The organism is Corallococcus macrosporus (assembly GCF_017302985.1).
Taxonomy (GTDB): Bacteria; Myxococcota; Myxococcia; order Myxococcales; family Myxococcaceae; genus Corallococcus; species Corallococcus macrosporus_A.
Genome location: NZ_JAFIMU010000007.1, coordinates 687,097 through 709,934 on the forward strand (window position 1 = coordinate 687,097; position 22,838 = coordinate 709,934).

Annotated in this window: 23 protein-coding genes; 8 read left to right on the top strand and 15 right to left on the bottom strand. The window is 70.3% G+C overall.

Annotated features, from left to right (window positions below):
- Positions 1–6 precede the first annotated feature (6 nt).
- The 4 genes from JYK02_RS15080 to rplU form a co-directional block, all read right to left on the bottom strand.
- Entirely contained in the window at positions 7–690 is a 684-nt protein-coding gene (locus tag JYK02_RS15080; protein ID WP_207051622.1) for a TrmH family RNA methyltransferase, read from the bottom strand.
- A gap of 4 nt (positions 691–694) precedes the next feature.
- Positions 695–2,014, bottom strand: a complete 1,320-nt coding sequence (gene obgE, locus JYK02_RS15085) for a GTPase ObgE (protein WP_207051623.1) — start codon at positions 2,012–2,014, stop codon at positions 695–697.
- Between the two features lie 128 nt (positions 2,015–2,142).
- Entirely contained in the window at positions 2,143–2,418 is a 276-nt protein-coding gene (rpmA, locus tag JYK02_RS15090) for a 50S ribosomal protein L27 (RefSeq protein ID WP_014394223.1), read from the bottom strand.
- Between the two features lie 47 nt (positions 2,419–2,465).
- Entirely contained in the window at positions 2,466–2,774 is a 309-nt protein-coding gene (gene rplU, locus JYK02_RS15095) for a 50S ribosomal protein L21 (protein ID WP_014394222.1), read from the bottom strand.
- A 273-nt stretch (positions 2,775–3,047) separates the two neighbouring features.
- On the opposite strand from rplU, the gene JYK02_RS15100 reads away from it, so the two are divergent.
- On the top strand, positions 3,048–3,422 hold the full coding sequence (locus tag JYK02_RS15100) for a hypothetical protein (protein WP_207051624.1): 375 nt from the start codon (positions 3,048–3,050) through the stop codon (positions 3,420–3,422).
- A 26-nt stretch (positions 3,423–3,448) separates the two neighbouring features.
- Here JYK02_RS15100 and JYK02_RS15105 read toward each other — a convergent pair whose 3' ends face one another.
- Positions 3,449–5,488, bottom strand: coding sequence for a serine/threonine-protein kinase (locus JYK02_RS15105; RefSeq protein WP_207051630.1), 2,040 nt, complete (start codon positions 5,486–5,488; stop codon positions 3,449–3,451).
- A 176-nt stretch (positions 5,489–5,664) separates the two neighbouring features.
- Between JYK02_RS15105 and JYK02_RS15110 the strand changes: the two genes are divergently transcribed.
- On the top strand, positions 5,665–6,627 hold the full coding sequence (locus JYK02_RS15110; protein WP_207051632.1) for an isopenicillin N synthase family dioxygenase: 963 nt from the start codon (positions 5,665–5,667) through the stop codon (positions 6,625–6,627).
- Here JYK02_RS15110 and JYK02_RS15115 read toward each other — a convergent pair.
- Entirely contained in the window at positions 6,620–7,546 is a 927-nt protein-coding gene (locus JYK02_RS15115) for a hypothetical protein (protein WP_207051634.1), read from the bottom strand. The genes JYK02_RS15110 and JYK02_RS15115 overlap by 8 nt on opposite strands.
- A gap of 111 nt (positions 7,547–7,657) precedes the next feature.
- Here JYK02_RS15115 and JYK02_RS15120 point away from each other — a divergent pair, with 111 nt between their 5' ends.
- Entirely contained in the window at positions 7,658–8,695 is a 1,038-nt protein-coding gene (locus tag JYK02_RS15120; RefSeq protein ID WP_207051636.1) for a nitrilase-related carbon-nitrogen hydrolase, read from the top strand.
- Here JYK02_RS15120 and gatB read toward each other — a convergent pair.
- Genes gatB through JYK02_RS15140 form a run of 4 tightly spaced genes read right to left on the bottom strand, consistent with a single transcriptional unit; the run spans position 8,692 to position 12,302 of the window.
- A complete protein-coding gene (gene gatB, locus JYK02_RS15125) occupies positions 8,692–10,137 on the bottom strand; it encodes an Asp-tRNA(Asn)/Glu-tRNA(Gln) amidotransferase subunit GatB (protein ID WP_207051638.1) in 1,446 nt (481 codons plus the stop codon). The genes JYK02_RS15120 and gatB overlap by 4 nt on opposite strands.
- 27 nt (positions 10,138–10,164) lie before the next feature.
- Entirely contained in the window at positions 10,165–11,628 is a 1,464-nt protein-coding gene (gatA, locus tag JYK02_RS15130; protein WP_207051640.1) for an Asp-tRNA(Asn)/Glu-tRNA(Gln) amidotransferase subunit GatA, read from the bottom strand.
- Positions 11,629–11,634: 6 nt separating this feature from the next.
- A complete protein-coding gene (gene gatC / locus JYK02_RS15135; protein ID WP_207051642.1) occupies positions 11,635–11,922 on the bottom strand; it encodes an Asp-tRNA(Asn)/Glu-tRNA(Gln) amidotransferase subunit GatC in 288 nt (95 codons plus the stop codon).
- A 26-nt stretch (positions 11,923–11,948) separates the two neighbouring features.
- Entirely contained in the window at positions 11,949–12,302 is a 354-nt protein-coding gene (locus JYK02_RS15140) for a zf-TFIIB domain-containing protein (RefSeq protein WP_207051645.1), read from the bottom strand.
- 201 nt (positions 12,303–12,503) lie between these two features.
- On the opposite strand from JYK02_RS15140, the gene JYK02_RS15145 reads away from it, so the two are divergent.
- From JYK02_RS15145 to JYK02_RS15155, 3 genes are all read left to right on the top strand, one after another.
- Positions 12,504–15,590: a DNA translocase FtsK 4TM domain-containing protein gene (locus JYK02_RS15145; RefSeq protein WP_207051654.1), complete on the top strand. Its 3,087-nt coding sequence runs from the start codon at positions 12,504–12,506 to the stop codon at positions 15,588–15,590.
- A gap of 63 nt (positions 15,591–15,653) precedes the next feature.
- Entirely contained in the window at positions 15,654–15,938 is a 285-nt protein-coding gene (locus JYK02_RS15150) for an antibiotic biosynthesis monooxygenase family protein (protein WP_207051656.1), read from the top strand.
- 42 nt (positions 15,939–15,980) lie between these two features.
- On the top strand, positions 15,981–17,210 hold the full coding sequence (locus tag JYK02_RS15155) for a THUMP domain-containing class I SAM-dependent RNA methyltransferase (protein ID WP_207051658.1): 1,230 nt from the start codon (positions 15,981–15,983) through the stop codon (positions 17,208–17,210).
- Here JYK02_RS15155 and plsY read toward each other — a convergent pair.
- Together plsY and JYK02_RS15165 are read right to left on the bottom strand one after the other, a co-directional pair.
- Entirely contained in the window at positions 17,136–17,714 is a 579-nt protein-coding gene (plsY, locus tag JYK02_RS15160; protein WP_207051660.1) for a glycerol-3-phosphate 1-O-acyltransferase PlsY, read from the bottom strand. The genes JYK02_RS15155 and plsY overlap by 75 nt on opposite strands.
- Before the next feature lie 23 nt (positions 17,715–17,737).
- On the bottom strand, positions 17,738–18,169 hold the full coding sequence (locus tag JYK02_RS15165) for a DUF2752 domain-containing protein (RefSeq protein ID WP_207051662.1): 432 nt from the start codon (positions 18,167–18,169) through the stop codon (positions 17,738–17,740).
- 89 nt (positions 18,170–18,258) lie between these two features.
- Between JYK02_RS15165 and JYK02_RS15170 the strand changes: the two genes are divergently transcribed.
- Positions 18,259–18,819 (top strand): DUF4920 domain-containing protein, encoded by a 561-nt coding sequence (locus JYK02_RS15170; protein WP_207051663.1) that lies wholly within the window; start codon positions 18,259–18,261, stop codon positions 18,817–18,819.
- Between the two features lie 26 nt (positions 18,820–18,845).
- Positions 18,846–19,382 (top strand): hypothetical protein, encoded by a 537-nt coding sequence (locus JYK02_RS15175; protein WP_242588755.1) that lies wholly within the window; start codon positions 18,846–18,848, stop codon positions 19,380–19,382.
- Positions 19,383–19,395: 13 nt separating this feature from the next.
- Here the strand turns inward: JYK02_RS15175 and JYK02_RS15180 are convergent, their stop codons facing one another.
- The 3 genes from JYK02_RS15180 to JYK02_RS15190 form a co-directional block, all read right to left on the bottom strand.
- Entirely contained in the window at positions 19,396–20,334 is a 939-nt protein-coding gene (locus JYK02_RS15180; RefSeq protein ID WP_207051667.1) for a hypothetical protein, read from the bottom strand.
- 98 nt (positions 20,335–20,432) lie between these two features.
- A complete protein-coding gene (locus JYK02_RS15185) occupies positions 20,433–21,980 on the bottom strand; it encodes a radical SAM protein (protein ID WP_207051677.1) in 1,548 nt (515 codons plus the stop codon).
- Positions 21,981–22,095: 115 nt separating this feature from the next.
- The gene (locus JYK02_RS15190; RefSeq protein ID WP_207051679.1) at positions 22,096–22,836 is read right to left on the bottom strand and encodes a hypothetical protein; all 741 of its coding nucleotides are present in this window, start codon (positions 22,834–22,836) and stop codon (positions 22,096–22,098) included.
- Positions 22,837–22,838 lie beyond the last annotated feature (2 nt).

Below are 22,838 nucleotides of genomic sequence, written 5' to 3' on the forward strand. Positions count from 1 at the left end.
CAGCATTCACCGCTGTGTGGCTTTGACCAGACGCTTCCGCTGCTTCACGCCCAGCAGGTAGAAGCGCTCGCGCAGTTCCTGGGCCTCCTCGGGGGACAGGTCCCCGGAGCCCCCCGCCAGGTGCTCGTCCCGCCAGGCGACCGCCCGGGTGATGCTGGCGGACGCCGCCGCGGAGATGTTCAGGCTCTGGCTGAAGCCCTTCATGGGCACCCAGAAGGTGCCGTCCACGCCGTTGAGCACGTCGTCGCTCACGCCATAGCGCTCGTTGCCGAACACCATGGCGAACTTCGTGTCGAAGCGCAGGCTGTAGAGGTTGGTGGCCCCCTCGCGCAGCGCCGACGCGTAGAGGCTGAAGCCCCGCCCCTTCAGGTGCTCGCGGCACTCCGCGAACGTCTTGTAGAGGTGCACGTCCAACCACTTGTCGCAGCCCTGGGCCACCCGCAGGTTGGGGATGAAGGGCGCTTCCGGGTTGACGACGACGTGCACCTCCTGCACGCCCATGGACTCGCAGGTGCGCAGCACCGCGGCCATGTTGAAGTTGTCCTCCAGCCGGTCGAGTACCACCACGAAGTTGCGCGTGCGCTGGCTGACGACGCGGTCGATCTTCTCCTTCCGCACGTCGAGCAGGAACTGCTCCGGCTCGACGACGTCGCGCTCGAACTTCTCGTAGCGGGGGCCTCCACCAGCCATCGGCTCAGCGCCTCCCGCCGGACTTCTTCGCCGGGGCCTTCCGCGCGGCCTTCTTCGCCGGGGCCTTGCGCACCGACTTCTTCGCGGTGGCCTTCTTCGCCGGAGCCTTGCGCGCGGCCTTCTTCGCCACCGGCTTGCGCGAGGACTTCTTCGCGGCGGCCTTCTTCGCCGGAGCCTTCTTCGCGGCGGACTTCTTCTTCGCGGGCGCCTTCTTCGCCGGAGCCTTCTTCACAGCGGCCTTCTTCGCCGGAGCCTTCTTCACAGGCGCCTTGGTCGCGAGCCGCCGCGTCGTCGGCATCTCGACGTAGAGCTTGTCGGTGCGGCGGGTGAAGAGCACCTCCGCCACCGCGTCCATCAGGGGCTGCATGCCCTCGCCCGTGGCGCAGGACACCGGGTACACGCGGATGCCCTTGCGGCGCAGCGCCTCCGTGAAGGGGCCCAGGCGCTCGCGGGCCTCCGTCAGGTCCAGCTTGTTGGCGGCCACCACCTGCGGCTTGCCGGCCAGCTCCGCGCTGTACTTCTTCAACTCCGCGTTGAGGATGTTGAAGTCGTCCAGCGGCTTGCGGCCCTCGCCCTCGGCGCCCATGTCGATGAGGTGCACCAGCACCTTGCAGCGCTCCACGTGGCGCAGGAACTGGTGGCCCAGGCCCACGCCCTCGCTGGCGCCCTCGATGATGCCGGGGATGTCCGCCATGACGAAGGACAGGTTGTCCTTGTACTGGACCATGCCCAGGTTCGGCACCAGCGTGGTGAACGGGTAGTCCGCCACCTTCGGCCGCGCCCGGCTCACCCGCGAGATGAACGTGCTCTTGCCCGCGTTGGGGAAGCCCAGCAGGCCCACGTCCGCCAGCAGCTTCAGCTCCAGCCGCAGGGTGATCTCCTCGCCCTTCCCGCCGTCCTGCGCGAAGCGCGGGGTCTGGCGCGTGGAGGTGGCGAAGTTCATGTTGCCCAGGCCGCCCCGGCCGCCCTTGGCCGCCACGAACTGCTGGCCCGGGTCGCTCAGGTCCACCAGCAGCTCGCCCGTGTGCTCGTTGCGGATCAGCGTGCCCACCGGCACCTGGAGCACCAGGTCGTCCGCGCCGTGACCGTTGCAGTCACTGCCCATGCCGTGCTCGCCGTTCTTGGCGCGGTGGTGCTGCTGGTAGCGGTAGTCCAGGAGCGTGGTCAGTTGCGGGTTCGCAACGAACACCACGGAGCCGCCGTTGCCGCCGTCCCCGCCGTTGGGGCCGCCGCGCTCGATGAACTTCTCCCGCCGGAAGGCCACGGCCCCGTTCCCGCCGTCTCCCGCCTTCACGTAGATGCGTACTTCGTCGACGAACTTCATGGGGCCAGAGCCCTCCTGGAAAAACACAAAGCGGGCCGTCCTCGCATCCACCCGTTCCCAACGGGAACGGAAGGACCGGGAACGACCCGCTCGGTAAGCCGAGCCCCGGGTCGCCCCGGGGCCACTGACTAGGCGCTCGCCTGCTCGGCGGCGGCCGGGTACACGGACACCTTCTTCTTGTCGCGGCCGAGGCGCTCGTACTTCACCACGCCGTCCACCGTCGAGAAGAGGGTGAAGTCGCGACCGAGCTTCACGTTCGTGCCCGGGTGGATGACCGTGCCGACCTGACGGACGAGGATGCTGCCCGCCGTGATGGTCTCACCGCCGTACACCTTGACGCCACGGTACTGCGGGTTGGAATCACGCCCGTTGCGCGAAGAACCCTGACCTTTTTTATGGGCCATGACACCTGCTCCTTAAAAGTTCGTGTGGGGAATGACCGGAAAGGCGACTAGCCGGAGATCGAGGTGACCTTCACCTCGGTGTACGGCTGGCGGTGACCCCGACGGCGGGTCCAGCCTTCCTTCTCCTTGCGGAAGTGCAGGACGCGGCGGTGCTTGTCCTGCGCCAGCACCTTGCCCACGACCTTCGCGCCCGCGACCGTCGGCTGTCCCACCTTCGGGCTCTCAGAGCCGCCCAGCAGGAGGACCTCGGTGAACGAGACCTCGGCGCCGATGTCCCCGGCGATCTTCTCGATCCGGACAACGTCGCCCTCGGCGACGCGGTACTGCTTTCCGCCCGTGCGAATGACTGCGTACATCGTCGAACCCCTGTCAGCTTCGGGTTGGTTCAACCCATGGAATCCAACGCGCATTTCGGACGGAGGACCGGCCGGCGCGCTAAAAGACGGCGGGACTTACGGGAAACCCTGGGGGGAGTCAAGGCAGTTGGCGGATCAACCCGCCCCCAAGCTCCCTATTTGCTTTTGAATAGAAATCCCGGAATAAAGTCCACTGGACCGCAAGCGAGCGCTCGTTAGGATGCGCGCCGCTTGCTTTCCACCTGTACCTCATCCCTGAGGGGGAGAACCATCATGAAGAAGATCCTGTTCGGTCTGGCGGCCATGGCTTCGCTCACGCTCACTGCCTGCGGCGGCGGCAGCATCTGCGATCAGCTCGAGGACGTCGCCAACAAGACGGCGGACCAGGCCGAGGAGTGTGGCATCACGGTCGAGGGTGACGACGGTGAGATCACCGACGCCGAGCGCGACGCGTGTGAGAAGAGCACCGAGTCCTGCACCGACGACGACAAGAAGAAGTTCGAGGAGTTCGCCGACTGCGTGAACGACGTCAAGGGCTGCTCCGACAAGACCGAGGCCGAGCAGAGCGCCTACCAGCTGCGCGTGCTGTCCTGCTACGCCAAGCTGACGAGCATCAGCGCGTCCTGCAGCGCGTCCGCCGGCGAGTAATCGCCCCCAGGCTGTAGTCCTGGCCGTCAGGGCCCGGTTCCCTCCCCAGGGAATCGGGCCCTTTCATTTTTGACGCCGGACAGGCGGGCGCCCAGCGCCCGGCCCACCACCCGCCAGCGCTGCTGGTACTCCCACTCCAGGGGGTCCAGCTCCAGGCCCCGCTCGTAGGCCTCCAGGGCCCGCTGGAGCTGGCCGTCGCGCTCCAGCGCAGTGCCGGTGAGGAAGTGCACCCGCGCGGTGCCCACCGCCCGGGGCTGCTCGGCCAGGAACTCGCGGCGCAGGGCGTCCGTCTGGGCCGCGGTGAGCCCCGCCTCCAGGCAGCGCGCCACGCCCCGGGCGTTGCCCAGCCGGGCGTCATAGCGCGCCCGGCGCAGCGGCATGCCCAGGGCGTCGCCCGCGTCCCGCACGCGGATCAGCATGGACTCCAGGCGCGAGCGCTGCCCGCGCGACAGGGGCCGCTGCCGGAGCGCGGACAGGGCGGTCCACAGCTCGCGCGCCCGCTCCCGCGCGGGCTCCAGCTCCACGTCCGGGGACAGCCCCAGCACCGCGTAGTGGGTGCCCTCCCCGGCCAGCTGCCCGTGCCACATCGTCAGCACGCGCTCGGCCTCGGCGTCGTCGGGCAGCTCCCGGGGCGCGGGGGGCGGCGAGGCCGGGGTGCCAGCCAGGTGCTGCTCCACGCGGGCCTTCAGCGCGGTGGACGGCGCGACGAACTGCACGCCGAAGCCCGGGCGCATGCTCCAGGCCTGGGCCTGCTCCGGGGAGACGTGGCGCACCACCTCGCACGTGACGGACTGCGGCCCCGAGGCCAGCGGCAGCACCACCTGGACCTGGGCGAACAGCGGGGGCAGCTCCCCCGTCGCGTGCAGGAACACGCCGCCCCGCGACAGGTCGGACCCCGTGAAGGCCCGGGGCTGCGCGCCCGGCTGCAGCACCACCTGCACGGGCAGCGGGAGCGTCTTGCCCCCCGACGCGCCCGGCGGGGCCAGCGGCGGTGTGCGCCGGGGCCCCGTGGGGGGAGTTCTTGGAGCCGGGCCTCCTGGCGCGGGACGGGGAGCCCCCACGGCCGCGCGCGGCGGCGGGGTCCGCATGGCGAGGGCCTGCTCCAGCGCGGCGCGCAGGGCGAGCGCGTTCGGGAAGCGCTCCTCCGGAGTCTTGGCCAGCGCGCGCAGCACCACCGCCTCCAGCGCGGACGGCACCGTGGGACAGATGGAGCGCGGGGCGGGCGGCTGCCGCGTCTGGTGCGCCACGAGCTGGGCGGTGAGCCCCTCGTCGGGAAAGGGCAGCCGCCCGGTGAGCAACTGGTAGGCGATGACGCCCACCGCGTACAGGTCCGCGCGGCCGTCCAGGCGCCGGCTCAGAGACTGCTCCGGGGCCATGTACTCCGGCGTCCCCACGATGATGCCCGCCACCGTCTCCGGCATGCTCGCGTCCACCAGCTTCGCGATGCCGAAGTCGAGCACCTTCACGAACGGCATCCCCCGCCCGCGCTTCACCAGGAAGATGTTGTCCGGCTTCAGGTCGCGGTGGACGATGCCCCGCGCGTGCGCCGCATGCAGCGCGTCACACACCTGGGTGAGCATGGGCACCACCGCCCCGGCGGACAGCGGCGTCCCCACCCAGGCCGACAGCGGCGCGCCCTCCAGGAACTCCATGATGAGGTACGGCCGCGGCGCCGAGGCGTTGAGGTCGAAGATGCTGACGATGTTCTCGTGCCCGATGAGGTTCACTGCCCGGGCCTCGGCATGGAAGCGCTGCACCAGCTCCGGGTAGCGCGTCAGGTGTTCATGCAGCACCTTCACCGCCACGCGGCTGCCAATGGACACGTGCTCCGCCAGGTAGACGGACCCCATCCCGCCCCGGCCCACGCGGCGCACCAGCCGGAAGCTCCCCATCTGGGTGCCCACCAGCGGATCCACCTCCTCCACCGCGTTCAGGGGGACCGGTGCCTCCACGGCCCTGGCCGCGCCGCCTCCCGCCTCCCGGACGAGCGTGTCGCACGACGTCCCCTCGCCATGTCCCCGCCCGCACGCTGTGCACGTGCGCTCGTTCCTCGCGACTTCGGCCATACCGCGCCCCCCTGGCCAATTCCCCGCCCAATCTGCACATCCCGGAAGCCCGGCATCCACTGCCGCCAAGGGTGGGTGTCGCAAAGTGAGGAGGGTCCCCAGCCCCTGGGCCGGGGTGACGGTTGGGCGGCGGACTGCGGCGTGTCAGGAAGGTGTCACGCGGATAGGATGCGCGCATGTCCCGCTCGGCCCGACGCATCCCCACCGTGAACCTGTCCCACTACCGCTCCGGCACTCCTGACGAGCGGGCCCGCTTCGTCCAGGTGTTTGGCGACGCACTGAAGGAGTTCGGCTTCGTGACCGTGGAAGGTCACGGGGTCGACGACGCGCTCATCCGCCGCACGTACACGGACGTGGAGCGCTTCTTCCAACTGCCGGAGTCCACCAAGACGCGCTACGCGGTGCCGGAGCGTCCGGGCCAGCGCGGCTTCATGGCGTTCGGCCAGGAGCACGCGAAGAACCGCAAGGTGGGGGACATGAAGGAGTTCTGGCACGTGGGCCGTGAGCTGCCCGCGGGCCACCCCTACCTCGAGGACTACGGCGCCAACGTGTGGCCGGAGGAGGTCCCCACCTTCCGCACGAACACGCTGACGCTCTACCGGGAGCTGGACGACGCGGCGACGGTGATGCTCCAGGCGCTGGCGGACTACCTGGGCATCGCGCGCAACACGTTCAGCGACATGACGGTGGACGGGAACTCCGTGCTGCGGCTCATCCACTACCCGCCGCTGAAGGACCGCTTCATCCCCGGCGGCGTGCGCGCCGCGGAGCACGAGGACATCAACTTCATCACGCTCCTGTGCGAGGGCACGTCGGGCGGCCTGGAGCTGCTCACGCGCGACGGCGAGTGGATCCCCGTGGACACGCTGCGCGGGCAGATCGTCGTGGACTCGGGCGACATGCTGAGCCGGGTGATGAACGGCGTCATCCCGTCCACCACGCACCGGGTGGTGAACCCGCCCAGCACGGAGCAGGACACCGTGCGCTACTCGATGCCCTTCTTCGTGCACCCCTACTCCGACTGCGTGCTGAAGCCGCTGCCGCAGACGGAGACGCCGGACAACCCCGCGCGCCACCCGCCCATCACCGCGGACGCGTTCCTCAAGCAGCGCCTGCGCGAGCTGGGCTTCCTCAAGTAGCCGCCGCGGCAGCGAGCAGTTCCTCCATGGGCACGCGGAAGTGGCGAGTCCCTTCCGCGCCGTGGAGCCAGGGCCCCCGGCCCTTGAGCCACGAGGGCCGCCACGCGCGGCCCGCCTCGTCCGTGAGCTCAACGCGGGCCACGGGGCCCAGGCGCTGGTGGCCCCGGTCGTAGAGCGTGAAGAGCTGGAGCTGGCAGGCGTCGTCGTAGCCGCCCCCGAACAGCACGTGCGTGTCGCTGACGGTGATGGCGTGCGCGCCTCGCACCGGTGAGTCCCAGACCGTGGAGGGCTGACCCGGACGCATGCGCACGAGCGGGAAGTCCGTGTAGCTGTAGAACCAGGTCTCCTGCTCCGAAGCGACGTTGAGCGCGTAGCAGTCCAGGATGCCCAGCTCCCCGGGCAGCGCCATCCGCACGCCGCTCTCCTGCCGCTGTCCCTGCGCATCGAAGCGCACCAGGCCGTCCGCACCGATGGGCGTCCGTGATCCATCACCGCCCCAGCCCCGGTTGCCGATGACGCCCTCGTCGAAGTAGCTGACCCAGACCTGTCCATCGGACGTGGTCTGCACGTCCGCGATGCCGTCCCCCAGGGTCAGCTCGCGCAGCAACGTGCCTTCTGGCGAATAGACGTGGGCGTTGCGCTCGTGCCCAGCCTCCGAGAGGTAGCGGCACCGCGCGTTCACGAGCAGCACCTCGCCCCCCGGAAGCGGTTGGACGTAGTCGAAGTCCGGTGCGCCGCAAGGCAGCGTGAATCGCTCCCAGGTGTCCCAGCCGTCCGCGAAGTGGAGGACTTCGTCGTCTTCCGCGAGCCACCACACGGTGTTGTCGTGCGCCACGCCCCGGGCCTTCACCTTGCGACCAGCGAGTACCTCCGCCGTGTCGACGAATGGGTGCACCTCGACGTGGAGTGTCCTCTTCATGCGCGTCACGGGGCCTCCGGGCACGGCCCCGACGGTGGCACTCCCGGAAGCTGACGGTCCATCACCGGGAGGCTCGCGTGGCCCGAAGGCCAGTGCCATCCTCGCGGCACCGTGGCCACCTCCCTCGACCTGTTCGCCATCCAGCCGCGCGTCACGCTCGACGATTACGCCTCACCGGAGACGTTCGCCGCGCACCACCGGGCGCTCGCCGCCCGCGTGGACGCACTGCGCCCCCGGGATGCCTCGGGCCAGCCGCTGAACCCCGCGCTCGCGGTCTGGCCGGAGATGGTGGGCGCGGCGCTGGGGCTGATGGGGCACCTGCCGCGCGTGCGCAATCGCAAGACGACGAACGGCGCCATGACGCGCGTGGCGCTAGCGGAGTGGCTCGGCATGTTCCGCACATGGAGCGCCTTCCATCCGCCGACGCTGGAGGAATGCCTCTACGCCACGGTGGCGCCCCGCGTGCACCGGGCCATGTACGAGACCTTCTCCGGCATCGCGCGCGACTTCGGATTGTGGGTGGTGGCCGGAAGCGCGCTGCTGCCCACGAACCGCCTGGGCCCGGACACACCCGAGTACCAGCCCGCGGGCGCGCGCACGTTCAACACCAGCTACACGTTCTCACCGGACGGGCGCTGCGTGGGCGTCACGCGAAAGGTGAATCTGGTGCCCACGCAGGAGGACGTGCTGCACCTGAGCCCGGGCCGCCCGGAGGACCTGCCCGTGCTCGACACGCCGTTCGGGAAGCTGGGCACGCTCGTCTGCTACGACGGCTTCCGCGAACCCCACACGTCCGGCGAGCCATACTTCGTGCCCTGCGCGCAGTACCTGGATGCCCTGGGCGTGGAGGTGCTCGCGCAGCCCTCCGCCAACGCGTGGAGCTGGGACGCGCCCTGGGCCTTCAACGCGCCGGGCGAGACGCAGCTGCGCCGCGAGCAGTGGTTCAACGAGGGCCTCTTCACGCAGCTGCGCACCCTGAAGCGCGTGCGCTACGCGGTGAACCCACAGCTCACCGGAGGCTTCTTCGACAACGCCTTCGAGGCCCCCTCGCTCATCCTGGAGCGCCGGGGCCCGGACGACGTGCACGTGCTCGCCCAGTCCGCCGACCCACGCGGCGAGGACGTGCTCCACGTCACGGTGCCCCGTTAGTCTCCCAGCTTCTTCTTGAGCAGCTCGTTGACGAGGCCGGGGTTGCCCTTGCCCTTCATGGCCTTCATCACCTGGCCCACGAAGAAGCCGTACACGCTCTTCTTGCCGGCCTTGTACTTCTCCACCTCGCCCGCGTTCTTCGCGAGGATGTCGTCCACCACCGCCTCGACAGCGCCCACGTCGCTCACCTGCGCGAGGCCCTTCTCCGCGATGATGTCCGCCGGCGCGCGGCCCGTGCGGAACATCTCCCCGAGCACGTCCTTCGCCGCGTTCGCGGACACCGTGCCCTTCTCCACCGTGGCCAGCAGCTCACCCAACTGCGCCGGGGTGAAGCGCAGCGCGGACAGCGGCGTGCCCTCTTCCTTGAGCAGGCGGCTCAGCTCCCCCAGGAACCAGTTGGAGAGCTTCTTCGCGTCGGACACGTGCTTCGCGCAGGCCTCGAAGAAGTCCGCCAGCGGGCGCTCGGCGGTGAGGATGCGCGCGTCGTAGGCCGGCAGGCCGTACTCGCTCATGAAGCGCGTGCGCTTGGCGCGTGGCAGCTCCGGCAGCGACTGCCGCTGCGTGTCCCGCAGCGCGTCCGACACCCGCAGCGGCGGCAGGTCCGGCTCCGGGAAGTAGCGGTAGTCGTGCGCGTCCTCCTTGGAGCGCATGGACCGGGTGACGCCCTTGTTCACGTCCCAGAGGCGCGTCTCCTGGTCCACCTTGCCGCCGGACTCGATGACGTCCACCTGCCGCGCGGCCTCGTACTCGATGGCCTGCTTGAGGAAGCGGAACGAGTTGAGGTTCTTCAGCTCACAGCGCTGGCCGTACGTGGTGGAGCCCTTGGGCATCACCGACACGTTGGCGTCGCAGCGGAAGCTGCCCTCCTCCAGGTTGCCGTCGTTGACGCCCAGGTACACCAGCACGTCGCGCAGCGCCTTGAGGTACTCCACCGCCTCGTCCGCGTCGCGCAGGTCCGGCTCGCTGACGATCTCCATCAGCGGCACGCCGGCGCGGTTCAGGTCCACCAGGCTCTGGCCCGCGGACGCGGACGCGTCGTGCACGCTCTTGCCCGCGTCCTCCTCCAGGTGGATGCGCCGCACGCGCACCGTCTTCTCACCCAACGGCGTGTCGATGACCAGCTCGCCCCACTCGCAGATGGGCTGGTCGTACTGGGTGATCTGGTAGCCCTTGGGCAGGTCCGGGTAGAAGTAGTTCTTCCGGCTCCACACGCTCGTGGGCTTCACCGTGCACCGGAGCGCCAGGCCCGTGCGCACCGCGTACTCCACCACGCGCTGGTTGAGCACCGGCAGCACGCCGGGCATGCCCAGGCACACCGGGCAGGTGTGGTGGTTGGGCTCGGCGCCGAACGCGGTGGAGCAGCCGCAGAAGATCTTGGACTGCGTGAGCAGCTGCGCGTGGACCTCGAGGCCGATGACCGTCTGGAAGTCGCTCAGGGGCATGGCGGTGTCACCCTTGTGTCGCGCCCGCTAGACGGGGGCGGCGCGGCGGAAGAAGTCGTGCTCGCGCTCGAACGCGCGGGCGATTCTCAGCAGGCGGGCCTCATCGAAGGGGCGCCCCAGGAGCTGCATGCCGATGGGCAGCCCGCCTTGCGTGAAGCCGCACGGCACGGACAGGCCGGGCAGGCCCGCCAGGTTGCACGGCAGCGTGTAGACGTCCATGAGGTACATGGACAGCGGGTCGTCCACCTTCGCGCCCAGCTTGAACGCCGGCACCGGCGACGTGGGCGACACGATGGCGTCCACCTGCTGGAACACCTTCGTGAAGTCCTCGCGGATGAGCGTGCGGACCTTCTGCGCGCGCAGGTAGTAGGCGTCGTAGTAGCCGGCGGACAGCGCGTAGGTGCCCAGCATGATGCGGCGCTTCACCTCCGCGCCGAAGCCCTGGCCCCGCGTCTGCGTGTACAGCTCCTTGAGCCCGCGCGCGTCCTTCGCCCGCTGCCCGTAGCGGATGCCGTCGTAGCGCGCCAGGTTGCTGGAGGCCTCCGACGAGGCCAGCAGGTAGTACGTCGCCAGCGCGTACTTCGTGTGCGGCAGCGACACGTCCACCAGCGTCGCGCCCAGCTTCTCCAGCTCCTCCAGCGACGCGCGCAGCGTGCCCGCGACCTCCGGGTCCATGCCCTCCGCGAAGTACTCGCGCGGCACGCCCAGCTTGAGGCCGCGCACGCCGTCCTCCAGGCCCGTGAGGCAGTCCGGCGTCTCCACGTCCGCGGAGGTGGAGTCGAGCGGATCATGCCGCGCGATGAGCTGGAACAGCGCCGCGGTGTCCCCCACCGTGCGCGCCATGGGGCCCGGCTGGTCCAACGACGATGCGAACGCGATGACGCCGTAGCGCGACACGCGGCCGTACGTGGGCTTGAGCCCCACGGTGTTGGTGAGCGCCGCGGGCTGGCGGATGGAGCCGCCCGTGTCGGTGCCCAGCGCGCCGAACACCTCGCGCGCCGCCACCGCCGCCGCCGAGCCACCGGACGAACCGCCCGGCGTGCGCGTCAGGTCCCACGGGTTGTGGGTGGGGAAGTACGCGCTCGACTCGTTGGACGAGCCCATGGCGAACTCGTCCATGTTCAGCTTGCCCACCATCGGCAGGCCCGCTTCCTTCAGCAGGCGCACCACGGTGGCGTCGTAGGGCGGGACGAAGCCCTCCAGGATGCGCGAGCCACAGGTGGTCTCCACGCCCTCCGTGAGGAAGATGTCCTTGAGCCCCACCGGCACGCCGTCGAGCGCGCTCAACGGGCTGCCCGCCTTGCGGCGCGCGTCGCTGGCCTCGGCGGCCTTGAGCGCCCCGGCCTCGTCCACGCGCAGGAAGGCGCGCACCTTCGGGTCCACCTGGGCGATGCGCTGGAGGCTCGCGCGGGTGGCCTCCACGGAGGACACCTCACGCGAAGCCAGCTTCGCCGCCAGCTCCAGCATCGACAGGTCGGTGAGCGACGACATGGCGGGCTACTCCAGAATCTTCGGGACCGCGAAGGCGGTGCCCACCTTCGCCGGCGCGTTGGCGAGCCCTGCTTCCGGGGGCAGCGACGGACGCAGCACGTCCTCGCGCGACAGCGAGGACGCGAGCGTCGCGTGGGAGGTGGGCTCCACCTGGCTCACGTCGAGCGCTTCCAGCTCCGCCACCGCGTCCAGGACCGCGGACAGCTGGGTGGCGTAGCGCTCCTCCTCCTGCGGCGTCAGCGACAGCCGCGCCAGGGTGGCCACGTGCCGGACCTGCTCGAGCGTGAGGGCCATGGGAAGCCTCCTCCGGACTGCTGGGGCTACGTGGACGACGCGGACGGCGTGCGCTTGAACAGGTTGAGGATGGCGCCCATCACCTTGCCGCTGCCCTCGTGGCCGTGCTGCTTGATGACCTGCTCCAGCTCGCCCGCGTCCAGCCAGACGCCGTGGCAGTTGAAGCAGCTCTCCAGCTCCACGTTGCCGTCCTTGAGCGTCTGCAGGTCCATGCCGCACTTGGGGCACTTCATGTAGTGCAGCTGCTTGAGCGACTCGCGCTGCTGGGCGGCCATCTCCTTGGACTGCTGGAGGGCCAGCTTGCGCTTGGCTTCAATCTCCTCGCGCGCGAAGTAGTCGTCTTCGTTGTGGGAGGGCTTGTCGGGGCTCAGGTCGGACATGTTCTTGGGTTCTCCTTGACGGGAGGCACCATACCCTCTCGCCACGCGGACGCGCCCGAAATGTAGGCCCTGCCCCGCCCCCTCGGGGCTCCCTTGGATGCCTGCCGGAAAATTGACCCCGCCCCCTCCCTCCCTATTCTCGCCGGGCGGATTGCTACAGCTCGCTACGCGGCTGGAATCGGGCAGAGGGAACAGGGGTCCATGACAGCGGCAAAGAAGGGTGGCCGGGGCGAGAAGGCGGTGCTCTCCCGGCAGGAGATCGCGACGCGCCGCAAGGCGCTCAACAACAAGAAGATGAAGGCGCCCGGCGCGGCCAGTCCCGCCAAGCGGGCGCTCGTGGGCGTCTTCATCCTGGCCGCCTCGTTGCTGGCCTTGCTGGCGGTCGCCACGTTCGACGCGCATGACCGGGTGGGACCCGGCTTCCACAACGCGGTGGGCCCCACGGGCCACCTCATCGCGGAAGGCCTGCGCGGGGCGCTGGGCGTGTGCGCCTACCTCATCCCCGTGGGTGGCATCTACACCGCCGTGGTGCTCTTCGTGGGCAACCGCGAGCGGCGCCGCCTGCCGCAGATCATCTCCCTGGCGCTGCTCACCTGCAGCGTGTCCGTGCTCGCGCAGCTCATGTTCGCCAAGGACAAGGGCTGGGCCCACCCGCCCGGCGGCGCGCTGGGCGCGAGCCTGGGCGGCCTGATGGAGGGGATGTTCTCCACCGTCGGCACCATCATCCTCGTCACCGCCATCAGCGCGGCCGCGCTCATCGTGGGCACCCAGTACACGTTCTTCAAGCTGTGCTCGCTGGTGTGGGCCGGCCTCACCGTGCTGGGCCGCCGCGTCTCCGAGTCCGCGCACGTCTTCTGGGAGCAGCAGAAGGTCAACTACGCGGCCCGCCAGGAGCGGCTCGCGCAGGAGAAGGAGGAGGAGGCCGCGTTCCTCGCGGAGCTGGAGGCCGAGGAGGAGGAGCTGTCCGAGGCCGAGCGTCTGGCCGAGGAGGCCGAGGCCGCCGAGGCGGAGGCCCTGGCCGAGGAGGCCGTGCGCCTGGCCCGCCAGAACGAGAAGGAGCAGGCCGCCAACGCGAAGAAGGCGCTCAAGGAGCAGAAGGAGCGCGAGAAGCTGGAGAAGAAGCTCACCCGCGACGAGGCGCCGGAAGAGGACGAGCCCGCCTCCGACGAGCAGCCCTCGCTGCCCCCGGAGCGCGCCGAGCGCCGTCCCCCGGGCGCCGACCCCGCCTGGGCCGCGTCCTTCCTCGCGCCCCAGCCGCAGCTGCCCGCCAACGTGGACGGGGCCGAGCCCCCGCGCCGCCCGCGCAAGACGCCCCAGATCGTCACCCCGCCCGCCGCGCCGTCCTCGCCGCCGGTGCCCGCCGCGGCGCTCGCGCCCGTGGTGGCCGAGCCCGCCGCGAAGCCCGTGGCCATGGAGAAGCCGGCCGCCGCCGCTGGGCCGGGCAACGCGCTGGTGCCCGCGCCGCCCTCCGCGCTGGCGCGCATGCCGCTCATCGTGGAGCCCAAGGCGCCGCCCAAGCCCACCGCCGTGTCGAAGCGCCCGCAGGACCAGTTCGAGTTCGTGGGTGACCGCAAGAGCTTCTCGCTGCCCCCGCTGGACGTGCTGGAGGCGGACAAGAAGGAGCGCTCCGCGCTGGACAAGGACGCGTTCCTCGTCACGGCGGAGAAGCTGCGCGCGAAGCTGGCGGACTTCGGCATCGTGGGCGAGGTCGTGGAGATCCGCCCCGGCCCCGTCGTTACCATGTACGAGTTCCTGCCCGGGCCCGGCATCAAGGTCAGCAAGATCGCCGCGCTCCAGGACGACCTGGCCATGGCCATGGAGGCCATGCGCGTGCGCATCGTGGCCCCCATCCCCGGCAAGGGCGTGGTGGGCATCGAGGTCCCCAACCGCGACCGCGAGACGGTGTTCCTCAAGGAGATCGCGGAGCAGGACACGTTCCAGAAGAGCAGCAGCAAGCTCACCATGTGCGTGGGCAAGGACATCGAAGGCATGCCGTACGTCTTCGACCTGGTGAAGGCTCCCCACCTGCTCATCGCGGGCACCACCGGCTCCGGCAAGTCCGTGGCGGTGAACTCGATGATCATGAGCATCCTCCTCAAGGCCACGCCCGAGGAGGTCCGCTTCATCATGGTGGACCCGAAGATGCTGGAGCTCTCCGTGTACGAGGGCATCCCGCACCTGCTGCTCCCCGTCGTCACCGACCCGAAGAAGGCCGCGCTCGCGCTGCGCTGGGCGGTGGAGGAGATGGAGCGCCGCTACCAGATGCTGTCCGAGGCGGGCGTGCGCAACATCGCCGGCTTCAACAAGCTGGTGGAGACGCAGGCGTCGGAGGAGAAGCCCGCCCCCGCGCCCGCCGCGAAGAAGAAGGCCAAGCCCAAGAAGATGTTCGTCGTGGACGTGGAGGGCAGCACCGTGCCCGCCCCCGCTTCCGCCAGCGACGGGCTGGGCGTGGCGGCGCCGCGCGAGGACGACGAGGACCTGCGTGAGGCCATCGTCTCCGAGCCCGCCCCGAACATGGAGGCCGACGGCGAGGAGGACGCGGAGTTCGAGGAGGACGGCGAGGAGTCCACTCCGGCGGAGGCCGCGTCCCCGGAGAAGAAGGAGCTCAAGAAGCTGCCCTACATCGTCGTCATCATCGACGAGCTCGCGGACCTCATGATGGTCGCGAGCCGCGAGGTGGAGACCTACGTCGCGCGCCTGGCGCAGATGGCGCGCGCCGCCGGCATCCACCTGATGGTCGCGACGCAGCGCCCGTCCACGGACGTCGTCACCGGCATCATCAAGGCCAACTTCCCCACGCGCATCAGCTTCATGCTGCGCTCGAAGCCGGACTCGATGACGATTCTCGGTACGGTCGGCGCGGAGGCCCTGCTGGGCATGGGCGACATGCTCATCATGCCGCCCACGAGCGCGCACCTGCAGCGCGTGCACGGCGCCTACGTCTCCGAGCACGAAATCAAGAAGGCGGTGGACCACCTCAAGGCCCAGGGCAAGCCCGTCTTCGACGAGTCCATCCTCAAGCCGCGCGACGAGGAGGGCGAGGGCGGCGGTGGCGAGGAGGACGAGCTGTCCGACGAGCTCTACGACCAGGCGCTCGCGGCGGTCAGCGAGATGCGCTCCGTCTCCATCTCCATGCTCCAGCGCAAGATGCGCATCGGCTACAACCGCGCGGCGCGCATGATTGAGCGCATGGAGCGCGACGGCGTGGTGGGCCCCGCGGACGGCGCCAAGCCTCGCGAGGTCCTGCTGCGCGGCCTGGGCGACATGCCCGGCGCCGGGGCGATGTAGGCCCGCCACCACCGCTTCAAGGCCTCCGGGAACGGACACCCGTCTCCCGGAGGTTCTTTCCGAATGATTGTCGCCATCTCCCGCTTCCGCGCGTCCCCCGAAGAGGCCGACGGCTGGGTCCAGCGGCTCCAGGAGCGCTCGCGGCGCGTGGATGGCTACGCGGGCTTCCTGGGCCTGGAGGTGCTGCGCTCGTTCGAGCGCTCGCCTGAAATCCTGCTCGTCACCCGCTGGAGGGACCGGGACGCCATGAAGGCCTACTTCCAGTCGGAGGACTTCCAGCGGGCGAAGGGGGCCAGCGCGTCCCAGGAGGACGCCACCTTCACGATGTACGAGGTCGTGGCCACCTGAGCAGTTCCCAATCGCCCCCGGGTCGTCTAAGGGCGGTGCACCATGGCTGAACGTCTTGCCCTATTCGCCACCGCCGCGCGTGGCACCGAGGACCTGCTCGCCGAGGAGCTGAAGGAGCTTGGCGCGAAGCGCATCCGCCAGGACCGCGGCGGCGTGCGCTTCATGGCCGCGCTCGACGAGGCCCTCAACGTCTGCCTCTGGTCCCGCATCGCCATGCGCGTGCTCTACCCGCTGGGCGAGTTCGACGCCCACGGCGCCCAGGGTCTCTACGACGCGGTGGCCAGCGTCCCGTGGGAGGAGCACCTCACCACGAACGTGACGTTCGCCGTGGACGCGAACCTGAAGGACACCGAGCACGCGCACTCCGGCTTCGTGGCCCTGAAGGTGAAAGACGCCATCGTGGACCGCCTGCGCGACAAGCTGGGCTCGCGGCCGGACGTGGACACGCGCAACCCGGACGTGTCCGTGGTGGCGCACCTGGTGAAGGAGAAGCTGTCGCTCTCCCTGGACCTCGTCGGAGAGCCGCTGCACCGGCGCGGCTACCGCGTGCGCCCCACCCCCGCGCCCCTGAAGGAGAACCTGGCCGCGGCCCTGCTGCGCGCGGCGGGCTACACCGGCACGGAGGCGCTGGTGGACCCCATGTGCGGCTCGGGCACCCTCGTCATCGAGGGCGGCCTCATCGCGCGCAAGCGCGCCCCCGGCATCAACCGGAGCTTCGCGGTGGAGCGCTGGCCGCACCTGGGCACGCGCGCGAAGGAGCTGCTCGCGGACCTGCGCGCGGATGCACGGCGCAACGAGCGCAAGGTGGAGGTCCCCATCCTCGGCTTCGACAAGAGCGACGAGGCGCTGGAGGCCGCGGACCGCAACGTGAAGGCGGCCCGGCTGGGCGAGGAGATCACGCTCGCGGAAGGTGACGCGACGAAGCTGCCGCCCCTTCCCGAGGGCGGAGGGCTCATCCTCACCAACCCGCCCTACGGTGACCGGCTCGGCTCCGGTGGCCAGAAGGGCATGAAGACCTTCTACTTCAAGCTGGGTGACAGCCTGCGCGCGCTGCCGGGCTGGCGCGTCTGGGTGCTGTCCGGCAACCCCGCCTTCGAGAGCGCCTTCCACGCGCGCCCCATGGCCCGGCGCGACGTGTGGAACGGCCCCATCCCCTGCACGCTCCTGGGCTACCGCGCCCCGCCGCTGCCCCCCGGCTCAAAGCCGGTTCTCGGAACGCCGGGCGAGTCGCTGGAGGTTGCTCCGGTGCGTCCAGAGCATCAGGACGAATAGCCCCGCGGTGAGCAGCACGTACTCGCGGGAGCGCGCGGTGAGGAACGCGGTGGCGATGGCGACCACCGCCGCGGACAGAGAGCCCACGGAGCTCACGCGCCACCGGGCCACCACCAGCCCGTAGATGATGGCCCCCGCGAGCGCCGCCTTGGGCACCAGCACCACCAGCACGCCCAGCGCGGTCGCCACGCCCTTGCCGCCCTGGAGCTTGAGCCACACCGGGTACACGTGCCCCAGCACCGCGGCCAGGCCCACCAGCGCGTGCGCCCGCGCGTCCCCGGGCATGAAGTGCACGGCCAGCCCCACCGGCAGCACGGCCTTGAGCGCGTCCAGCAGCAGCACCACCGCGCCCAGCTTCTTGCCGGCGACGCGCGTGACGTTGGTGGCGCCGATGTTGCCGCTGCCGCTGGCGCGCACGTCCACTCCGCGAAACCACCGCGTCAGCAGCACGCCGAAGGGGACGGAGCCGCAGAGGTAGCCCAGCAGGAGGAACGCGGAGAGCACGGAAGAGGACAGGGTCCCGCCCTTCAGGACAGCAGGTGCGGGAAACGGGTGTGCACCACGACGTAGGCGTAATTCACCAGCAACACCAGCGGGAACGCGATGCGCACCCACAGCCACTCGCGCTCGTCCAGCTCCACCTCCGGGATGGGCAGCGCGAAGAGGAAGTGCAGCACCGTCACCAGCGCGGCCAGCGCGAACAGCAGCGCGCACACGGTGCCCAGGGGGTTGGCCTCCCACGCGCCCGGGATGTTGAAGTGCGCGACGCGGTCCGCCACGCGGGTGAGCCCACAGCCCAGGCAGGGCCAGCCCGTGTGCTCGCGCAGCACACAGCCCCAGAACGGGATGATGCGGGCCACGGGGACGTAGCGCCCCACGAGCAGCCCACCCAGCCCGACGAGCCCGAGCCATTCGAATGTCCCCAACCGTCGGTTGGGAGCGGGGATGGTGACCTTCATGCGCACCTCACGCCGAGTGTGCGGGATAGGTCGCGAGGATGGAAGGGGCGCCTTGCCGGGCCCGGGAAACCTGGGCTAAGCGAACGGGCATGCACATGCTCCGCACCGCCCTCGTGATGCTGGTCGCCGCTCCCCTCGTGGCCCTCGCGGCGGACAAGACGCCCGCGCCCGCCAAGGCCAAGTCCGAAGCGGCCGCGAGCGACTGCCACCACCCCGCCGACGCCAAGACGCCCGAGGCCGCCAAGGCCGCCAGCTCCGGCGCCTGGACGCTCACCCGCGGCGAGCCCCTCAAGGGCGAACCCACGGTGAAGCTCGCGGAGCTGCTCGCGAAGCCCCAGGCCCACGACGGCAAGGTCGTCCGCGTGGAGGGCCAGGTGCGCAAGGCGTGTGAGAAGAAGGGCTGCTGGCTGGAGCTGGCCCAGGACGCCAAGAGCCCCGGCGTGCGCGTGACGTTCAAGGACTACGGCTTCTTCGTCCCGCTGGACTCCGCGGGCTCGCAGGCGCGCGTGGAGGGCGTGGTGAAGGTCGCGGAGCTGAGCGACGCCCACGCGAAGCACTACGAGGCGGAAGGCGCCATCGTCCCGCGCGGCGCCGACGGCAAGCCCCGCGAGGTTCAGCTCGTGGCCTCCGGCGTCGAGCTGCGCCGCTAACCGCGATGGGTGGACGCAGCTTCAGCATGCGGGGCGTGCAGGGCGCGGCCGACCGGGCCGTGCAGCACGCCCGCGCGTGGCTCCTGGAGACGGAGCCCGGCTCGCGCGTGCACGACGTGCAGCTGGATCCGCGCTTCCAGCACCGGGGCGTGGACCTGCTCTGGGAGCTGCCCACCGGAGAGGTGCGAGGCATCGAGGTGAAGGGCGACCGGCAGGCCACCCGCCGCCGCTACTTCTTCGAGCTCATCTCCAACCTGGAGAAGGACACCCCGGGCTGCTTCCTCTACAGCGGCGCGGACCTGATGCTGTACGTGTTCCTCACGCAGGGCGAGCTGCACGCGCTGCCCCTGCCCCGGGTGCGCGAGTGGTTCCTCCCCCGCGCGAAGGAGTACGACCTCAAGCACGCCTTCACCCAGACGGGCGCCATCCGCTACACCACCGTGGGCGCCGTGGTGCCCGTGCGGGACGTGGCGGAAGGCGTGCCCGGCGTCGTCACGGTGAAGCTCAAGCGCGCGGCGCCAGAGGCCCCGGAGTCCCAGGGCCCCCGGCGCACGGGGACTTGAGCAGCCCGGTCGCCTAGCGGCGGCGCTGGGGCTGCGCGTGCTGGTGACGGTGCGCCCGGTGGCCCGGGTGCATCTTGTCGTGCAGGGCCTCCAGCCGCTCCTGCGTGCCCATCAGCTCCAGCAGCGCGGACCGGTCGTTCTGCTGCTTGAAGACGTGCTCCAGGCGGGGCACCAGGTCGAGCGCCAGGTGGATGTCGTTGGACTTCTCCGCCTCCGCCAGCAGGCCCCGGCCCTCGACGTTCGCGTCGATCCACGCCTGCAGGTGGATGAGGCCGTCCACCGCCAGCAGGCGGGAGATGGGCGCGCGCGCCGTGTCGTGGATGAGGTTCTTGAGGTCCTGGATGGCGGGCTCGCGCTCGCCCTTCGCGGCGCGGACCACCGCCTGGGAGATGCCGCGCCGGTCGGGCAGCAGGAACTCCTCCACGTCGGCGAAGGCCGACGCGTCGTCCAGGTGCCCCTGGGCCGCCAGCGACTCCGCCAGGCTGTCGAACAGCTCCGCGTCCTTCTCCGAGAAGGGCGCCAGCGCCTCCTGGAGGAACGGCTGGGGCAGCGCGCCCTTGTCATCCACCGTCAGCTTCGAGCGCAGCGCCTTCACGTGCTCGAAGGCGGAAGCCACGGGGGCCTCCTTCGCGCCGTTGAGCTTGTGCACCAGCACCTGCATCAGCGTCGCCAGCGCCTGCGTGAAGTCCTGCGGGGACACGCGGTCCGGCATCCACCGGCGCCACAGCTCCACGGCCGCGGCCACGACGTAGTCCTTGAAGGGGCCGGTGCCCTTCCACTTCGCCGCCCACTGCTGGGCGATGCCGAGCGGATAGGCGGACTCCGCCAGCTTGCGGTAGTCCTCTTCGCCCACGGGGACGCCGTAGTGCCCCAGCGTGCCCAGCAGGGCCTCCGTCGAGTAGTCCTTGAGGCCCGTCTTCTGCCACGACTTTTCCACGCGCTGCGTGCTCACCAGATGCTCTCCGAGGCCATGCGAGTGCCGGCCATCGGCCCCGCTGGCCGTCTTCTAGCGAAAGCGGAGCCCGGCGAATACGGCCTTTGCGGGCCCCGTCAGGCGGCGGACGGCTGGGGCGGTGGGCGACCCGGCACGATGGGCCACACCGTGGGCTGGCGCCGCCCGTCCTCCACGCGGCGGGCCAGGTACGGCTCGCACCCGCGCTCCTGGAATGCCCGCTTCCACGCGGCGAAGCTGCCTCCCGCGCGCCAGGCGTCCATGGCGGCCAGCCCGGCCTCCGGGCCGCACTGGGCCAGCATGTACTCCACCCAGGCCCAGCGCGCGGACGTGGGCCGCACCTCCGCCCGCCCGCGCAGGCCCTTGCGCAGCCGCTCCAGCTTGTTCTCCACCTCACGCAGCCCCGCGAAGGGCGCCCCGTCCAGCGGCGTGTTGCGCTTGGCCACGAAGGGCGCCACCCCCAGCGCCACGGGCAGGATGCGCGACAGCTCCGTGGTGAAGCGGATCAACTCGTCGATGTCCGCGTCCTCCTCATGCGGGAGGCCCACCACGTTGTAGACCTTGAGCTGCTTCATGCCCGCGGTGCGAGCGAACTGCGCGGCCCGGACGATCTGCTCTTCGGAGTGCTTGCGGTCCACCAGGTCCCGCATCTTCTGCGAGGCCCCGTCCGCGGCCACCGTGAGGTTCGTCGCCCCGCCCCGCCGCAGCTGATCCACCAGCTCCTGCGTGAGCCGGTCCGCGCGCAGCGAGGACACGCCCACCTCGCGCCCTGAATCCACGAGGGTGCGCAGGAGCTCCACGATGCGCGGGTGGTCCGTCACCGCCGCGCCCACCAGCCCCACGCGCTTCGCATGGTCCGGGATGAGCGACAGGATGCGCTCCGGGGGCACCGTGCGCATGCCGCCATTCGTCGTGCGGCGCATGACGCAGTAGTGGCAGCCGCGCGAGCAGCCCCGCTCCGGCTCGATGAGGAACATCGAGCGCAGCTCCGTGTGCGGCGTGATGATCTGCGTGCGAGCCGGCAGCCGGGCGTCCGTCGCCTTCGCCACGTGGTAGCGCGCCCCGCCGCCCCGCCCGGGCACCCGGAAGCCCGGGACCTTCGCCAGGTGATCCAGCAGCGCCTCGCGCTCCATGGAGGCCGCGGCCTCCAGCAGCACGTGGATCAGATCCTCCGCCTCCCCCTGGACGAGCACGTCCACGAAGGGCTCCAGCGGATCCGGGTTGGAGAACGTCAGCGGGCCGCCCGCCACCACCAGCGGATGCCTTGCATCCCGCTCCGAGGCAAGAACCGGCAAACCAGACAACTCCAACATCGTGAACAAACCCGTGAGTTCCAATTCGTAAGCCACGGAGAATGCAAGCATTTCAAAGCCAGACACCGGTGCCTGGGATTCCCAGGTAAACAATGGCGTCCTTATTCTCTTGTATGTCTCGACATCATCCGGAAGAAAGACACGCTCCGCGGTCGCGCCCGCGTGCGCATGCACCTCCCGGTAGATGGCCTGGTAGCCCAGCGAGCTCATGCCCACGTGGTAGGGGCTCGGGTAGCAGAGCGCGACCCGGTAGGGCGCCTCCTTGCGGAGCGTCCCCACTTCGTCCGCGAGAAGCGAGCAGACGTGCTCGATGAGTTCGTATCGGCCCTCCATGGTCCTCCTGACAGTGGATTCCAGACACTAACAACAGCGCGGCCCCGGACCGCCACTCCCACGTGGGGGAGGGGCTGCCGGGGCCGCGTTGGCCTTCAGGGTCGGTCAGTACCGACTACTTGAAGGACGGGATGGCGTTCGTCGGGACGCAGAACCCGAGCTCGGGATCGCACGTCACCGCGAAGTCCGGGTTGATACCGGAGCCGAGGCCGCACGTGGAGACGAAGTTCTCCTCCACGTTCGGATCCAGCTCGGGGTCGCAACCCGTCACCGGCCAGACCGCGCGCATGACGTACTGCGCGGTGCAGCCGTTGCTCGTGTAGGTCAGCTCGCCGGTCATCTGCGTGCCCGGCGCGCCAGGGTTCGAGTAAACCCGGACGTTGGCGAACTGGTAGGTCTTCGCACTCGGGTTCACCGAGTAGTCGATCTCGTTCGGCTTGCCCTCGTTGGCCTTGCCCGTGTTCGCGTTGACGCCCGCCGAGTTGAAGTCCGTGGCCGAGCAGAAGTCGTCCGCGTCCGTCGTCGTGGACAGGTTGCCCGTCGCCTGCAGCCCGTCGAACGTGTTGGTCGCGTCGAACTGACCCAGGCCGGCGAGCGTCAGGGGACGGATCACCAGCTTGGCCGTGTTCAGCTTCGGGTCCGCGAACTTCCACACACCCAGCTGCTCACCCGTGAGCGGCTCGAACCGGCTGCAGTCCGCGCCCGTGGGAGCGCCGACCGCGTCGTACTTGGCGTACCAGTTCGCGAAGGACGCGTCCTGGACGATGCACCCGGGGTTCGGCTGCTCGAAGTCGCAGGCGGTCAGGCTGCCCGCGGCTCCCAGCATCACCACCGTCGAAAGAATGCTCTTGCGCATGT

Bases quoted from the DNA above. Each gene is read 5' to 3' on its own strand.
- JYK02_RS15080 (WP_207051622.1), bottom strand. From the start codon at position 690: ATGGCTGGTGGAGGCCCCCGCTACGAGAAGTTCGAGCGCGACGTCGTC.
- obgE (WP_207051623.1), bottom strand. From the start codon at position 2,014: ATGAAGTTCGTCGACGAAGTACGCATCTACGTGAAGGCGGGAGACGGC.
- rpmA (WP_014394223.1), bottom strand. From the start codon at position 2,418: ATGGCCCATAAAAAAGGTCAGGGTTCTTCGCGCAACGGGCGTGATTCC.
- rplU (WP_014394222.1), bottom strand. From the start codon at position 2,774: ATGTACGCAGTCATTCGCACGGGCGGAAAGCAGTACCGCGTCGCCGAG.
- JYK02_RS15100 (WP_207051624.1), top strand. From the start codon at position 3,048: ATGAAGAAGATCCTGTTCGGTCTGGCGGCCATGGCTTCGCTCACGCTC.
- JYK02_RS15105 (WP_207051630.1), bottom strand. From the start codon at position 5,488: ATGGCCGAAGTCGCGAGGAACGAGCGCACGTGCACAGCGTGCGGGCGG.
- JYK02_RS15110 (WP_207051632.1), top strand. From the start codon at position 5,665: ATGTCCCGCTCGGCCCGACGCATCCCCACCGTGAACCTGTCCCACTAC.
- JYK02_RS15115 (WP_207051634.1), bottom strand. From the start codon at position 7,546: ATGAAGAGGACACTCCACGTCGAGGTGCACCCATTCGTCGACACGGCG.
- gatB (WP_207051638.1), bottom strand. From the start codon at position 10,137: ATGCCCCTGAGCGACTTCCAGACGGTCATCGGCCTCGAGGTCCACGCG.
- gatA (WP_207051640.1), bottom strand. From the start codon at position 11,628: ATGTCGTCGCTCACCGACCTGTCGATGCTGGAGCTGGCGGCGAAGCTG.
- gatC (WP_207051642.1), bottom strand. From the start codon at position 11,922: ATGGCCCTCACGCTCGAGCAGGTCCGGCACGTGGCCACCCTGGCGCGG.
- JYK02_RS15140 (WP_207051645.1), bottom strand. From the start codon at position 12,302: ATGTCCGACCTGAGCCCCGACAAGCCCTCCCACAACGAAGACGACTAC.
- JYK02_RS15145 (WP_207051654.1), top strand. From the start codon at position 12,504: ATGACAGCGGCAAAGAAGGGTGGCCGGGGCGAGAAGGCGGTGCTCTCC.
- JYK02_RS15150 (WP_207051656.1), top strand. From the start codon at position 15,654: ATGATTGTCGCCATCTCCCGCTTCCGCGCGTCCCCCGAAGAGGCCGAC.
- JYK02_RS15155 (WP_207051658.1), top strand. From the start codon at position 15,981: ATGGCTGAACGTCTTGCCCTATTCGCCACCGCCGCGCGTGGCACCGAG.
- JYK02_RS15165 (WP_207051662.1), bottom strand. From the start codon at position 18,169: ATGAAGGTCACCATCCCCGCTCCCAACCGACGGTTGGGGACATTCGAA.
- JYK02_RS15170 (WP_207051663.1), top strand. From the start codon at position 18,259: ATGCACATGCTCCGCACCGCCCTCGTGATGCTGGTCGCCGCTCCCCTC.
- JYK02_RS15175 (WP_242588755.1), top strand. From the start codon at position 18,846: ATGCGGGGCGTGCAGGGCGCGGCCGACCGGGCCGTGCAGCACGCCCGC.
- JYK02_RS15185 (WP_207051677.1), bottom strand. From the start codon at position 21,980: ATGGAGGGCCGATACGAACTCATCGAGCACGTCTGCTCGCTTCTCGCG.
- JYK02_RS15190 (WP_207051679.1), bottom strand. From the start codon at position 22,836: ATGCGCAAGAGCATTCTTTCGACGGTGGTGATGCTGGGAGCCGCGGGC.